Source organism: Carboxylicivirga linearis (assembly GCF_018271995.1).
Classification (GTDB): Bacteria; Bacteroidota; Bacteroidia; order Bacteroidales; family Marinilabiliaceae; genus Carboxylicivirga; species Carboxylicivirga linearis.
Genome location: NZ_JAGUCO010000012.1, coordinates 25,222 through 38,628 on the forward strand (window position 1 = coordinate 25,222; position 13,407 = coordinate 38,628).

At 34.1% G+C, this 13,407-nt stretch carries 13 protein-coding genes; 4 read left to right on the forward strand and 9 right to left on the reverse strand.

The window, feature by feature from the left end; genetic code table 11:
* Window positions 1-18: 18 nt before the first annotated feature.
* Window positions 19-1,152, reverse strand: a complete 1,134-nt coding sequence (locus KEM10_RS14665; protein WP_212216779.1) for a TlpA family protein disulfide reductase — start codon at window positions 1,150-1,152, stop codon at window positions 19-21.
* A gap of 219 nt (window positions 1,153-1,371) precedes the next feature.
* Between KEM10_RS14665 and KEM10_RS14670 the strand changes: the two genes are divergently transcribed.
* From KEM10_RS14670 to KEM10_RS14680, 3 genes are all read left to right on the forward strand, one after another.
* Window positions 1,372-3,024: an AMP-binding protein gene (locus tag KEM10_RS14670; protein WP_212216780.1), complete on the forward strand. Its 1,653-nt coding sequence runs from the start codon at window positions 1,372-1,374 to the stop codon at window positions 3,022-3,024.
* 291 nt (window positions 3,025-3,315) lie between these two features.
* Window positions 3,316-3,993 carry a response regulator transcription factor gene (locus KEM10_RS14675; RefSeq protein ID WP_212216781.1) on the forward strand — a complete coding sequence of 226 codons (678 nt, stop codon included), beginning with the start codon at window positions 3,316-3,318 and terminating at the stop codon, window positions 3,991-3,993.
* Window positions 3,994-4,200: 207 nt separating this feature from the next.
* Window positions 4,201-4,431: a hypothetical protein gene (locus tag KEM10_RS14680; RefSeq protein WP_212216782.1), complete on the forward strand. Its 231-nt coding sequence runs from the start codon at window positions 4,201-4,203 to the stop codon at window positions 4,429-4,431.
* A 57-nt stretch (window positions 4,432-4,488) separates the two neighbouring features.
* Here KEM10_RS14680 and KEM10_RS14685 read toward each other — a convergent pair whose 3' ends face one another.
* Both KEM10_RS14685 and KEM10_RS24985 read right to left on the reverse strand, forming a co-directional pair.
* Window positions 4,489-4,704 (reverse strand): hypothetical protein, encoded by a 216-nt coding sequence (locus tag KEM10_RS14685; RefSeq protein ID WP_212216783.1) that lies wholly within the window; start codon window positions 4,702-4,704, stop codon window positions 4,489-4,491.
* A 31-nt stretch (window positions 4,705-4,735) separates the two neighbouring features.
* Window positions 4,736-4,990, reverse strand: a complete 255-nt coding sequence (locus KEM10_RS24985; RefSeq protein ID WP_212216784.1) for a sigma factor — start codon at window positions 4,988-4,990, stop codon at window positions 4,736-4,738.
* 181 nt (window positions 4,991-5,171) lie between these two features.
* Here KEM10_RS24985 and KEM10_RS14695 point away from each other — a divergent pair, with 181 nt between their 5' ends.
* Window positions 5,172-5,417: a hypothetical protein gene (locus tag KEM10_RS14695; RefSeq protein WP_212216785.1), complete on the forward strand. Its 246-nt coding sequence runs from the start codon at window positions 5,172-5,174 to the stop codon at window positions 5,415-5,417.
* On the opposite strand, the gene KEM10_RS14700 is transcribed toward KEM10_RS14695, so the two are convergent.
* The 6 genes from KEM10_RS14700 to KEM10_RS14725 all read right to left on the reverse strand — a co-directional run bounded on the left by KEM10_RS14700 (window position 5,414) and on the right by KEM10_RS14725 (window position 13,168).
* Window positions 5,414-7,909 carry a TonB-dependent receptor gene (locus tag KEM10_RS14700; RefSeq protein WP_212216786.1) on the reverse strand — a complete coding sequence of 832 codons (2,496 nt, stop codon included), beginning with the start codon at window positions 7,907-7,909 and terminating at the stop codon, window positions 5,414-5,416. The two genes, KEM10_RS14695 and KEM10_RS14700, sit on opposite strands and share 4 nt — an antisense overlap.
* A 7-nt stretch (window positions 7,910-7,916) precedes the next feature.
* Entirely contained in the window at window positions 7,917-8,795 is an 879-nt protein-coding gene (locus tag KEM10_RS14705) for a FecR family protein (RefSeq protein WP_212216787.1), read from the reverse strand.
* On the reverse strand, window positions 8,792-9,280 hold the full coding sequence (locus KEM10_RS14710) for a sigma-70 family RNA polymerase sigma factor (protein ID WP_212216788.1): 489 nt from the start codon (window positions 9,278-9,280) through the stop codon (window positions 8,792-8,794). The genes KEM10_RS14705 and KEM10_RS14710 overlap by 4 nt, the downstream gene beginning before the upstream one ends.
* Before the next feature lie 116 nt (window positions 9,281-9,396).
* Entirely contained in the window at window positions 9,397-10,329 is a 933-nt protein-coding gene (locus KEM10_RS14715; protein WP_212216789.1) for a hypothetical protein, read from the reverse strand.
* 180 nt (window positions 10,330-10,509) lie between these two features.
* Window positions 10,510-10,761 (reverse strand): hypothetical protein, encoded by a 252-nt coding sequence (locus KEM10_RS14720; RefSeq protein ID WP_212216790.1) that lies wholly within the window; start codon window positions 10,759-10,761, stop codon window positions 10,510-10,512.
* A gap of 292 nt (window positions 10,762-11,053) precedes the next feature.
* Window positions 11,054-13,168, reverse strand: coding sequence for a M3 family metallopeptidase (locus KEM10_RS14725; RefSeq protein ID WP_212216791.1), 2,115 nt, complete (start codon window positions 13,166-13,168; stop codon window positions 11,054-11,056).
* Window positions 13,169-13,407 lie beyond the last annotated feature (239 nt).

Genomic DNA, 13,407 nt, shown 5'->3' on the forward strand with positions numbered 1-13,407 from the left:
TGTGCTCAAATATAGGATTTATTTTTGTATTAGCTGATTCAAAGCTTTTGTTATGTCTGCCTTATCAGTACTCCGATCTATAATTATTCCTTCTTTATTAACCAGTATAAAAGTAGGGATGTTAGTAATACCTAATCCTGCTAAAACCGGTGAGTTTTTACCTTTCAAATCACATAAATGCCAAATTGGTAAATTATCTTCCTTAATAGCATTCTGCCATTTTTCTTTATTAGTATCGGTTGATATCAAACACAAATCAAGGCCTTTATAACGGTATGGACGAGTCCATCGCATAAGTTCTTTCGTTATTTTGCGACTTTCTTTGGATTCAGAATTCCAAATCATGTAAAGAGTGTTTTTACCTTTAAAACGCGATAAAGCAATGGGTGCATCCCATGCATTTGGAATACTAATATCGGGTAATGATTTGCCTGGTAAAGTTACAGAAGTGTAATATACCCAACTTCTTAGTGAATCAACACGATGAATAAAATTCTGAACCGGTTTGTAATTGGGGTTATAAGTTTGCAGATATTCGGCCACATCAAAGTATACATTAGCATCGTTGCTATAATCAAATAAGTGATGATTACCTGCTTTTAATTGCACAAGTAACAATGGTAGTAAGGTGTTTTCGTTGTGATTAATAATCTGTTTTATTTTTTTTTGAGCGTTGTCTTTATGAGTCTCTACCAAAGCAAATACTGAATCTTTATGAAGGTTAAAAGCATTGCTTTCCAAAGAATCAGGAAATGAATTGCCTAAGGTTAAAATGGATTCGTTTAATTCTTCCGTTATTTCTTGTGCTTTCCAAAGTTCTTTTGTGGTACTGTTACCAAGTATTGTAAGTTTATTGTTTTCGTATTGTACTGAAACGGGCATTGTACCTTCGAGTAGAAGGGTGATTGCTTTCCCGTTATCTGTGCGTAATTGATAGATTCCAACCGGCACAGAGTCTGAGCGGAAAGCCCATGTAGTTGATTCCGGTTCTCTTTCGGCCTGATCAAAAAGTGTAAATTCCTGATCAAGATGGTAAAGTTCCACTTTTGTAAGATTTAATGAATCAGGGGTATAAATTAGGTAAGGTGTGCGTTTGGGCTTAGCACACGATACTATTAATACCACTAGTATGGTGTAAATCAAAACTTTCATTTGGATGTGTTTTTTAGCAAAAATATAAAAATGCATTGGATATGGAGCTTAATTGTTCTCATTACAATTTATTGAAATCCTACGATAATTCATTAACTTTCTGATTCGGATACTTAAAATTAGACTATTCTATTGGCAGGGTTTTTGTTGAAAATGTGTCCCTGATATAGATTTTTAGTGTATTTTGGTCGATTGTTTTGGCTAATAAAATTCAATTTTATGATTGAAAACGGATATCTAAGTCTGGTTGAAACCACACTTAAAGAAAATACTGCGCTTAATGCATTTAGTGATTTTCAAGGTGAAACAATAACCTACGGGCAAGTGGGTGAAAGAATTCTTGGAACACATCAGTTATTTAAAGAAATTGGAATACAAAAAGGTGATAAGGTTGCCTTAATTGGTCGGAATATGACTAGTTGGGGAGTTGTTTATATTGCTACTATTACCTATGGTGCTGTCATTGTTCCTATTCTACCTGATTTTAATTCGGCAGATATTCACCACATTGTAAATCATTCTGAATCGAAGGTTTTGTTTAGTACCGATCTATTGTTTGATAAACTGGATGAAACAAAAATGACGAAACTAAAGGGAATCATGTCGATTAACCGATGCGCATCATTGGTTGATAATATGAGTGGCATGTTCTCAAAAGCCGTTGATAAAGCAAAGGAATGGTTGAAGGGTGACGGATCTAATTTTGATGTTGAAAAACTTAATTTCCCTCAGATTGGAGCTGACGATTTAATGGTTTTATCTTATACCTCAGGTACCTCAGGTTTTTCAAAAGGGGTGTTGTTGCCTCATAGAAGCATATGGTCAAACATTGTTTATGCACGCGAGCATTTAATATTAAAACCTGAAGAACGTGTTGTATCTTTCTTACCGCTTGCACATGCTTATGGCTGTTTGTTTGAATTCTTATGGCCTTTTACGGTTGGGTGTCATATTACCTTTTTAACACGAACGCCATCACCACAGATAATAACACAAGCATTCCGCGAAGTGAAACCTCATATTATTTTATCGGTACCACTTATTCTTGAAAAGATATTTAAGAAAAGGGTGCAACCACAATTGGAGGAATTTAAGGTAAAAACATTGACCAAAATTCCGGTATTGAATAAAGTGGTTTATTCTAAAATTAAAAATAAGCTGGTTGAGACCTTTGGTGGAGAATTCAGAGAAATGATTATTGGTGGAGCGGCTCTTAATAAAGACGTAGAGTTATTTTTACGCAAAATCGGTTTTCCGTTTACCATTGGGTATGGTATGACTGAGTGTGGACCGTTAATTAGTTACGCACCCTGGACTGAGTCAAAGAAATTTTCTGCCGGTCAGTTGGTTGATCGGATGGAGGTGAAAATAGATTCGCAGGATCCTTATAATATTGTGGGTGAGATATTAGTGAAAGGTGAAAACACTTTATTAGGGTATTATAAGAACGAAGAAGCTACAAATGAGATTTTTGATGAAGAAGGTTGGTTACATACTGGTGACCTTGGAGTAATTGATGAGGATGACTTCATATTTATCAAAGGACGTAGTAAAAATATGTTGCTGGGAGCTTCGGGCCAGAATATTTATCCTGAGGAAATTGAAGCCGTGATTAATTCAATGGAGTATGTTCAGGAGTGCCTTGTTCGAGATTATGAGGGTAAACTGGAGGCTTTAATTTATCCCGATTATGAAGTAACAGATTCGGAAGGATTAAACAAAGCTCAAATAGAACAGAAACTTCAGAATATTAAAAAACAGGCAAATGAGTTGTTGCCGTCTTACATGAATATTCAGAAAGCAACTCTGTTTCCGGAGGAGTTTGAAAAAACACCTAAGAAAAGCATAAAACGATACAAGTATATTAAGTAGTAGAGAGCAGCGATTTATCGCTGCTTTTTTATTTCTCAGCTATTGTTCACAAAGTAGATGTTTCTGTTATTATTACTTATCCTGTTACATTTTAAGCTATTAATATCAATTTGTTTAGTGTGTTTAAATGACACATTATTAATTGGTTGATTAATAAATATGAGTGGTTAGGTTTATGTAAATGTATCATATTTAGGGGAATGTGATATTATTCTCTATTTTTGTGTCTTAATAGTATTTCAAGGGGTATAATTATTTTCAAGTTGGGGAATTGAGAATTATTTAATTAAGATGGGGTATATTATTGGGGTTGTAGATGACCATCCTTTATTTAGGGAAGGTTTAAAAACTATTTTGCTACAAAATAGTAAAGTTATTGAAGTAGTTACGTTTTCTGATGGGGAAGATGTAATACATTTTCTGAAAAACGGTGGAAGAGTTGATGTTTTTTTTATGGATATACTTATGCCTAAACGCGACGGCTTGTATACTACCGACTTTATAAAAAAATATTATTCTGATATTAAAGTTTTGGGCCTATCGTCAATAGAAAAGGTTGAGTATGTTGAAAAAATGATAGCTGCTGGTGTTGATGGTTATTTGCAGAAAGATTGTAATTTTACAGATATTACCGAGGCATTAAACGCTGCCTTATCCAATAAAAATTATTTCTGCCCTAAAATGATTGTGGCTTTATCCGTTAATACAAAAGTGCGTTTACAAAACAAAAAGGATAGCCAGGTAATCACAGGTTTGTCTCATAGAGAATTAGAGGTTTATAGATGTTTATGCAATGGCATGGGACGTGCCGAAATTGCAAGTGCCTTATTTATTTCTGAAAAAACAGTAGATAAACACAAGGAGAATATTTATAAAAAAACCGGATGTAAAAATGTCATACACCTTGTTGTTAAGGGTATCAGGCAGGGAGTATTAAAATTAGAAGAACTCGAAAGAACATTACAATAATATCACTTTCAAAACATTTTTTTCTACTATTTAAAGCATTTGAATCCCTAAATGCTAAATAGTAATTCTACCTATATCAAATTAGGGAATTCTTATTCACATGTTAGAATATTTGTCTATTAAATTTAAATATTAAAAAGTTTAGGGCTAATGTATAGGTTAAAATACATTCAGTCGACAATGAAAATTGAGATAAATATTAATTAAATGGCAGTTTGTGAGAAAGTAAAAGGTTGTCCGTTTTTTAATGAAAAAATGAGCAATATGCCTGCTACTGCAGCAGGTTATAAGCGGAAGTATTGTATGGGAGATAATCAAAACTGTGCACGCTATATGGTGCTTAAAAAATTGGGGGGTGATAAGGTTCCGGTTGACTTGTTTCCAAATCAGGTTGAAAAGGCGAAAATGCTTATTAAAGAGCAAACTATTGTACAATAATCGGGGAATGGACCGAAGGGGTTTGGTAATACAATTGCCGGCCCCTTCTTTCAATAATTAGTTTGTTTGAGTAAATATTTTATTTAGTTCTATTGAAAATTCATTGATAGCTTCATCAGAATATCCTATTTCATAATAAATTAGTTCATTGTTTTTAATAATAATGTTAGTTGGGTATGATTGAGGTTTTTGACCTTTCTTGAAAGAAGGATCGGGGTTTAATTCAAATAAATAATTAAGTAAATCTTGCTGTTCAAATAGCTGAAAATACATGAATGAGTTCTTTTATTGGTCAGACCATTTTTCAACATATTTCGTTGTAAACCGATTGATATAAGAACCCTCTAACGTTATTCTTTATTTCAAGGGTTTTTCTTTTTTCCCAAAGGTGCACAAATACATTTTGTACTGCTTCTTCCGCTAAAGAATTATAGGGTACTATTGTCATGGAAAAATGACATAATGGAGTGTAAAATTCTCTAAAAAGTTTGTCAAACCACACCTTGGGATTTGTTAAATTACTGTTTGATAAGGTTATATGTTTTGTGTCTGAATTCATTCATTAGGATTAGGTTGAGTAAAAGTAAAAACTATTAAATAATTATCCGATAATTAAAGCTGTTTATGGAAGTCTTTTTACAGTTAGTCATATAGTACTGAAGGGATAGTTTTTTGCGTTACTATCTTTCCTATTTTTGAACCGTTGTTAGGAGAAGTTGAATAGTATTAAACGCTTAAGAGTGAAAAGCATAAATGCATATCATCAAATAGTTAATTGGCAAAAAGCCAATAATATCTGTATTGGGGATCAGATAAGATTTATGTATAAGGGTCGATTAAGATCAGGATATTTAACAGGTTTTGATATAGAGCATAACCCGTTAAAATTAATTGTTCGGTATGTAAGTACATGGGGGATGATGCAAATTGCTACCATTGAAAAGGAAGCGGTTACATCAAAATGCAAGCAAATTCAGGTAGTTTAAAATTTAATCTTTAGGTGCAAAAGAGGAGTGAATTTCATGGCTTCCTCATTAACTAATACGGTATTAAATTCATCAATTGGTAATAGTTGAAAACTATTGTACTTGACATTATCAGTGTTGAGTAAATTGAGTATTGACAGACCAATTTCACCACCAAAGTGTTGGCTTTTAAATTGGTATATTAGGGATATGTCTACTCTGTTGTAATCCTGCTCGTCATATTCGTATTTGATATTGTCGGTAAACAATGGAAAGCCTGAACCATAAATATAACTTGCCGATGCATGTATGGAACCTAAATTTAGCAAACCTGCTATTTTAAATTCATGTGTCTGGTCCTGAGGTGCTCTGCGGTAGGTTTCATCAGTATAGTAATCGTACCATTCTTCGGTTCTACCTAATGAATAGCTGGTCCATATAGAGTGACCATTAAAATCCTTTTTGACATAAACGTCTAAACCATAGCTTTTGCTTTGACCATCTGATATGTAGCTAGCTTGCGAGAATTGAATATACCGTGTGAGGTTTGAATTTTCTTTATAATAGGTATCGAGGCTAAATAAAAAATTGTTTGTAGTATAAGCTGCACTTAATACAGCATGTTGAGATTTTAATATGGGTACATTATTATAGCCACCAACATACCATGCATATCTAATGCGATTATCTTCATCCATAATTGAGGTGCGCACAATAAATTGATGATAGAAACCCCACGAAGCATTAAATTTGAATAAACCCGGTTTATAAGAAAGAGCTATGCGCGGATCAATATTAGTATTTTTAATATGGGTAGGATAATTCACCCTAATACCTGCAGTTAATCTTAAATCTTTCATCAGATTTACTTCATCCTGGGCGTAAAACACCACTCTTGATGCGTGACTAATTAGGTCTATATTGGTTGCGTTATTAAGCTGTTCCTTTAACATGGTGTTGTTCTGAATAAAGGATAAACCTGCTGTGATGTCATGATTTTGGTTAATCTGAAATAAATTTTGCCAGTCTCCTTTTATCTCCTGAATCTCGTTGGTTGCGTCTCTTGAGTATCTTAACCTTTCATTGTCCCTGATGGTTCGGTAAGAGTACACACTGTAATCGTTATCGTAAAATGAATAGCTTAATTTTAAAGATGAGGAATATGCTGAAGAAAATGTTTTACCATAAAAAGCTGATGCACCAACCTGATTTGTTTTTTCACTAACATCCAATTTTTCTCTAATAGATAAATTTCCGTTGGGTCGGTTATAGGTTGAATCGCGTTGGGCATTAATTTTTAAATCATCACCGCCTCCTAAAGCACTGATATAAAAAAGATCTCCGTTATCACCCTGAAATGTATATTTAATATTTAAATCTTTAAAAGTGTAATCAGGCCTGTTATAGTCCCAGTTAAATCTGTCGATGTTGTTTACCTCTTGAATATGAACATCATTTGAGGAAAGAAGATCGTAATAGTTTTGGCGGTATGCCGTTACCAGGCTTGATTTTTTTCCTATCGGCAGCTCCAGCATACTGTTAATGGTTTGATTATTTATAAAGAAATGAAATGAAGGTTTTAGCCGGTTCCCATTTCGTCCGTAAATATCAACAATACCTCCAATAAAATCACTGTAAGTAGCATCGTAACCACCTTTATTAATATCAATTGATTTAACCATGTATGGATTAACAGCGCTAATATTATCATTCAGGTTTTTAAGTCCCCATATGGTGAAACCATCAAATTGAACAATACTGGTTCCTTCCGAACTGCCCCAAAGTATTAAGTCGTTTGGGTTTTCACCCGACGCTGTAACACCAGGTTGTAATTTTAAAAGGTTGAACACAGAATTATCACCATTTCCGGGAAGGTATTCTGCTATTTGATGATTGAGTTTTATCAATCCTGATTTTTCACCAACCTGAGCTGATTTTTCTACTATATTATTAGTGACTTTTATTTCGGGCAAGCCAACAAATGATGGGGTCAATTCTATAGAATGAAAATGTGTACCAATTAATATGGTATCTAACTTATAATAACCCAAATGCGAGGTTTTTACGTAAAAAACACTGTCGTTAAAAGTGTTACTAAAAGTACCCTTAATATCTGTGATAGTTTGATATTCATTAACTTCTATATGAGAAAAAGGCAGAGGTTCCCCGGTGCCTTTTTCAATAACCTTACCTGATAAAAGGTAAGTAGAAGCGTGGACGATTATTTTCTTTTTAAATACAATATATGTGTTGTTGTTTTTTTGATAGGATAGAGGCAGTCCTTTTAAAATATCACTAATAGCTAAATCTGCCGATGCATAGCTTTCTAATTTAGTTATTAGAAATTGAGACAAGAGTTCATCATCAAATGAGAACTGCATATTGTATAACTCTCGCCATTCAATAAGCAGTTCATTTAAGGGCTTATCAGTACAATTAACTTCTATTTCCTCTTGAGCTACTATTTGTACTGAACTAAGTGTAATGAATAAAAGTAAGATAAACTTATTCACTCATTGTTTATTTACTCACCATATAACCATTATTTACCTTTTTATAGGTAAGATTTAATGCTAAACATACTGTATGTAATACATCTTCAATGGATTGATCTCTGGTGAAATTTCCCGTATAATTATAATTTAGTTTCTCTTTTGTTTTAATTATCACGCCGTATTGACGTTCAATCTCATCCAATACGTCAAGGATGGGTGCAGCCGTAAAAATAAACATACCATCTCGCCATGAAATTGTATTTTCTGTATTGGTTTTATCCTGTTTAATCACATGGCCATTATCAATCATAGCTTGCTGGTTCGGTTCAATATCGGCTGATTGTCCACTACTATTATTCACTACTCGAACTTTACCGGTGTAACAGGTTACCTTATATTCATCTTTACGTGAGTAGATATTAAAGCTGGTTCCTAAAACCATGGTTTTTCCTTTAGCAGATACAACTTCAAAAGATTTACCTTTTTGAACTTTAAAGAATCCTTCTCCTTCGAAATGTACATGTCTTTGCCACTTCCAATAATAGGGATGATACGAAATGGTTGAACCGGCATTTAATTCAATGGTTGATCCGTCTGGCAGTAGGGCTGTTATTTGTTGACCCATTTCTGATATTACCGTTTTAGTATAGAAACGGATAAAAACTCCAGTGGCTAACAATACTACAACAAGTGCTGCAACAGCATAAATAACCCTATGTCTGAAGGTAAAACGGTTTAAAGTAACAGTAGGAGGAATAGTGATCTTTTGTTTGTCTTCCATCAAACCCGACAATTCGTCCCATACTTCTTCTTTCGATTTAGAGAAAGAAGTTTCAATTTCGGGTAACGAATTTAGGAATTCATCATCTGAAATATGATTGTTATATGGTAGGTTCTTTTTCATAATGTTGTCAGTGCTTCTCTGAGATATTGTAAGGCATTTTTCATCCTTTTTTCAACTGCTTTTATGCTTAAATCCAATCGGTTTGCTATTTCATGATATTTTAAATCATCATTTCTACTCATTAAAAAAACCTCGCGTTGAATTTCCGGCATTTCTTTCAGGGCTCTTTCGTATCTGATTTTTAGTTCTTTGTAATTTAATTCTTCTTCTGGTGTAATACTCTTTGTTTTATCAGGAGGTCTTGTATTAAACTTCATTTCAACCTGTTGCCGTCGAAGTTTACTGATTAAATCATCTTTGGCTATTTTGTATAGTAGTTTAATTTGTTCTTCGGGTGGCTTATCAATCTGTTTCTCCCACAATTTAAGAAAGGCTTCCTGCGCAATGTCGGTTGCCAGATCAGCATCTCCATATCGATAAAAGAGATAATTTCGGAGTGCGTCAAAATGTGTATCAAACAGATTTTTAAAATCTTCCCGCCTCAAGATATTGTTTTTTGTTATAAGCTAAGTTACTAATATGCTTTGTAATTTCTTTTTAATTCCCGAAGAATAGCGTTCTAAACTCCGGGAATAATTGTTCAATTGGTGAACGGGAAATATTATTTATTACCATTTTGCTTTTGCTTATCTCTGACTTTTTGGCCAATGATAAATTCTATGGTACCATCTTCAGTTGTGTAGGTTGCAATGTTATCGCATGTTCCATCGCCATAATCAATTACTGCAAATATTACATCATCTTGAGTGAGTGTTACTTCACCTGAAACGATGTATCTACAATCACCGGTTTTAATTAAAGGTATGGTTATTTCTTTTTTGAATTCATTACCGTCTGAATCTGAGATTAAAGAATAACCAGTAATTTCAAAAATATCATCTTCGTGATTAAAAGGAGTATCCATTCCTTCAACCCATACTTTAGTGCGTTCTCCAACCATAGTAATTATGGTTCCATCAGCTAAAGTAAATGTAAGGTCTCGAGTTATGCTGATAGTATATTCATCCAACTCAAAAGTTTTAACTATTTCGCCATCTATTGAAACCGAATCAACAGTGAAACTATCAAAAGTAATTGTACGGGTAGCTCCACTTACAGTGCGAGGTGCTGAGATAACTATTTCAATGATACCGGAAATAATTCGTCCGTTGTTTAATTCTGTTGCATCACCATAGTCGAGTGTAATGGTTTTTGGGAAAGTACCATTTTCAGAATCAACATTTACATCAGGACAAACACCATTTCTATACCTGTATCTAAATGGATTATCTCTTCCGCCGAATTTAAGTTCTGGCGCATCTATATTTACATCAACCAGGGATACTATTTCGGAGGTTCCGGAATATAGTTCAACTTCATATTCGGTAGCTTCCACTACATCTTCAATTGAAGCATCTGTAGTAACTACCGACTCTGTTGTCATGGTCAGATCAACATCTGTAATGGTCTGATCAGGAACAAGATTTTCGTTTTTATTACAAGCAGTAAACGCTATTAATAAGCCTGCCGCAACTGCAAATAGTGAATTTTTCATGACATTAAATTTATGGTTATTTTCAACTTTCAAACACCTAGTCATTAGTATACCGTTTGAAATTTGTTTTACCCTACCTTAAATTTCAACTTTTTTTTAAAAAAAGAAGTCATGATAAATTATGGCATTAAAAAAGGCCGGGAAAACCGGCCTTTGAATTTCTTATGATGATTGAGAACCCTATTCTGCTTCCTCAGGAGCTTCTACTTCATCAGTTTTTAAGCTGTCTTTCTCACAGCAAGCTTTTGTTGAATCTTTTTCACAGCAGGCAGCTGTACTATCTTTTTCGCAACAAGCCTTATCTTCGGTTTCTGCAGCTACAACTTCTGTGGTAGTTTCTTCGGCTTTAGTATCATCCTGTGCGTTGGTTTTTAATCCACATGATGTAGCTACAAATGCAATGACGGCCAATAATAAAAGAATTTTTTTCATGTTAATTTTAGTTTGAGTTAATAAATGTATGTTGGATTTAAATTACAACTTCGAAATAAAGCTAGTGATTTTAACGAATATTGTAAGATTAGGTTACATTAAAATATGAAAATAAAACATTTATACGAAAAATCATTATAAAACAGAAGATGTAAATACTATATTTTTTGGACCTTACAGAGTTAACATGTCGTTATAACCCGTGTGTGTGAAGTTTTTTACATAAAAAGAGGCTGCCAGATATTTGACAGCCCCTTGATAATTATATTGAAGTTGTGTGAGTGCTAATTTTTTATTCTAAGCCTCTTTGACGGATTAATGCTTCAATTTTAGGTTCGCGACCACGAAAGTTTTTGTACATGGTCATAGCGTCATCAGTACCTCCTTTTTCAAGGATATTGGTACGATAAGCATTAGCTGTTTCCTGATCGTATAAACTGGTTTCTTTAAATGCCTCAAATGCATCTGCATCTAACACACCTGACCATATGTAACTGTAATATCCGGCCATATATCCACCACCAAAAATATGTTTAAAGTAAGTAGATTTATATCGCGAAATGATTTCTGGGATAAGTCCAATACTATTCAGGTAATCTTCTTCAAATTCAACAGGATTAATTTCTTTTACTTCTGTTTGCGTATGGTAGTTCATATCTAAAAGTGCCGCAGCTAAATATTCAACAGTTGCAAAACCTTGATTAAAGTGTCCGCTGTTTTGAAGTTTGTTGATTAATTCATCTGGAATTACTTCACCGGTTTTGTAATGACGAGCATACTCTTTCATTACAGCTGGTTCACCTGCCCAGTTTTCCATTATTTGAGAAGGAAGTTCAACAAAATCGCGAGGTACAGATGTTCCTGATAGCATATTGTAAGTACAATCGCTTAATAGCTGATGTAACCCATGACCAAACTCATGAAACAGAGTTGTTACTTCATCAAAGCTTAATAAAGCTGGCTTATCACCAATAGCCGGAGTGAAATTACATACGATATTAACTACCGGAGGAACATTCTCACCATTTACTTTATGTTGTTTGCGATAAGCTCCACACCAGGCTCCCTGACTCTTAGTTGCTCGTGGGTGGAAATCCATATACAATATACCTTTGTGTGACCCATCTGCTTCTTTTACTTCAAACACCTGGGCATCAGGATGAGGTTTTGGAAAATCATTTGTTATTTCTTCAAACTGTAAGCCAAATAACTTGCCGGCCAAATCAAAGGCTCCATCTCTAACATTGCTTAGTTCAAAGTAAGGACGTACTTCGTTTTCATCCAAATCATATTTTTCCTGACGAACTTTTTCGGCATAATACCACCAATCCCAAGATTGTAATTTAAAATTACCCCCTTCCCGGTCAATGATCTTTTGCATTGATGCACGTTCTTGTTTAGCAACCGGAATAGCTCTATCCCACAACTGTTCAAGTAACTCATATACATTGTCGGCTTTATTAGCCATACGCTCTTCTAATACATAATCAGCATAGCTTTCGTAGCCAAGTAAATGAGCTTTTTCAACTCGTAGATTAGTTAATTGAACCAGAATATCTTTGTTGTCGTGGTCGTTATTGTTATTTCCACGCATATAATATCCTTTGTAAAGCTTTTCGCGTAAATCACGGTTTTGTGCATAAGATAAGAAAGGTAACATACTTGGTTTTTGAGTAGTAAAAACCCATTTACCATCCATATCTTGGTTTTTGGCTGTTTCAGAAGCAGCTATGATTGAAGATTCTGGTAGACCAGCTAAATCATCTTTGTTATCAATCACTAATTTAAAATCATTCGTTTCTGCCAGAACATTCATATTAAACTGGTTGGTAAGATCTGACAAACGCATGTTTATATCGCGAAGCTTTTCTTTGTCTTGTCCTTCCAGGTTAACACCACTTCTAACAAAACCCTTATAGGTTTTTTCAAGTAACATTGATTGCTCCTTAGTAAGTTCCAGTTTGTTTCTTTGAGTATAAACTTCCTGAATTCTCTTAAATAAATCAGGATTTAAATTAATATCATCGTTATGCTTGCTGAGTTGCTTTAATATTTCCGGTGCTACAGCAAGTAAAGAATCAGTTCCATGTGCCGATTTCAATGAAAAGAATACAGATGAGACTTCACTCAATAGGTTGCCTGTATAATCCAAAGCTACAATGGTGTTTTCAAATGTTGGTGCTTCCGGATTATTGATGATTTTTTCCACCTCAGCTTTTTGCTCGGCAATTCCCTTTTCAAAAGCAGGCAGATAGTGTTTCACCTCAATTTTATCAAACGGAGGTACATTAAATGGAGTATTGTAGTCTGTGAAAAATGGATTCATATCCTCTTCTGTTTTGGGTTTGGTGTTGCACGCGCCTAAAATAAATGATGCCACCGTAGCTAATGCTAAGATTTGTTTCATTATAAATATTTATTGTTTATAGATTGTTGTTTTCCCAAAGAACCTGCAAGATAGATTATTGAATCTACATGCAACATGACAAAATTCAGGTTGTTAGCAGCATTGAATTGTTGAATTTAAAATCTTTAACTAATTAAGTATGAACATTGCATAATTTGTTGTGTTCTTCTAGCTGTAAGATTTACGGTTGAACGGTAAAGTAGTAATGCCGATATTATTCATGTTTTAAGAGCCAAAAT

Coding starts and splice junctions, on each gene's coding strand:
- KEM10_RS14715 (WP_212216789.1), bottom strand. CDS start 10,329: ATGAAAAATTCACTATTTGCAGTTGCGGCAGGCTTATTAATAGCGTTT.
- KEM10_RS14720 (WP_212216790.1), bottom strand. CDS start 10,761: ATGAAAAAAATTCTTTTATTATTGGCCGTCATTGCATTTGTAGCTACA.
- KEM10_RS14725 (WP_212216791.1), bottom strand. CDS start 13,168: ATGAAACAAATCTTAGCATTAGCTACGGTGGCATCATTTATTTTAGGC.
- KEM10_RS14685 (WP_212216783.1), bottom strand. CDS start 4,704: ATGTATTTTCAGCTATTTGAACAGCAAGATTTACTTAATTATTTATTT.
- KEM10_RS14705 (WP_212216787.1), bottom strand. CDS start 8,795: ATGAAAAAGAACCTACCATATAACAATCATATTTCAGATGATGAATTC.
- KEM10_RS14680 (WP_212216782.1), top strand. CDS start 4,201: ATGGCAGTTTGTGAGAAAGTAAAAGGTTGTCCGTTTTTTAATGAAAAA.
- KEM10_RS14675 (WP_212216781.1), top strand. CDS start 3,316: ATGGGGTATATTATTGGGGTTGTAGATGACCATCCTTTATTTAGGGAA.
- KEM10_RS14665 (WP_212216779.1), bottom strand. CDS start 1,152: ATGAAAGTTTTGATTTACACCATACTAGTGGTATTAATAGTATCGTGT.
- KEM10_RS14670 (WP_212216780.1), top strand. CDS start 1,372: ATGATTGAAAACGGATATCTAAGTCTGGTTGAAACCACACTTAAAGAA.
- KEM10_RS24985 (WP_212216784.1), bottom strand. CDS start 4,990: ATGAATTCAGACACAAAACATATAACCTTATCAAACAGTAATTTAACA.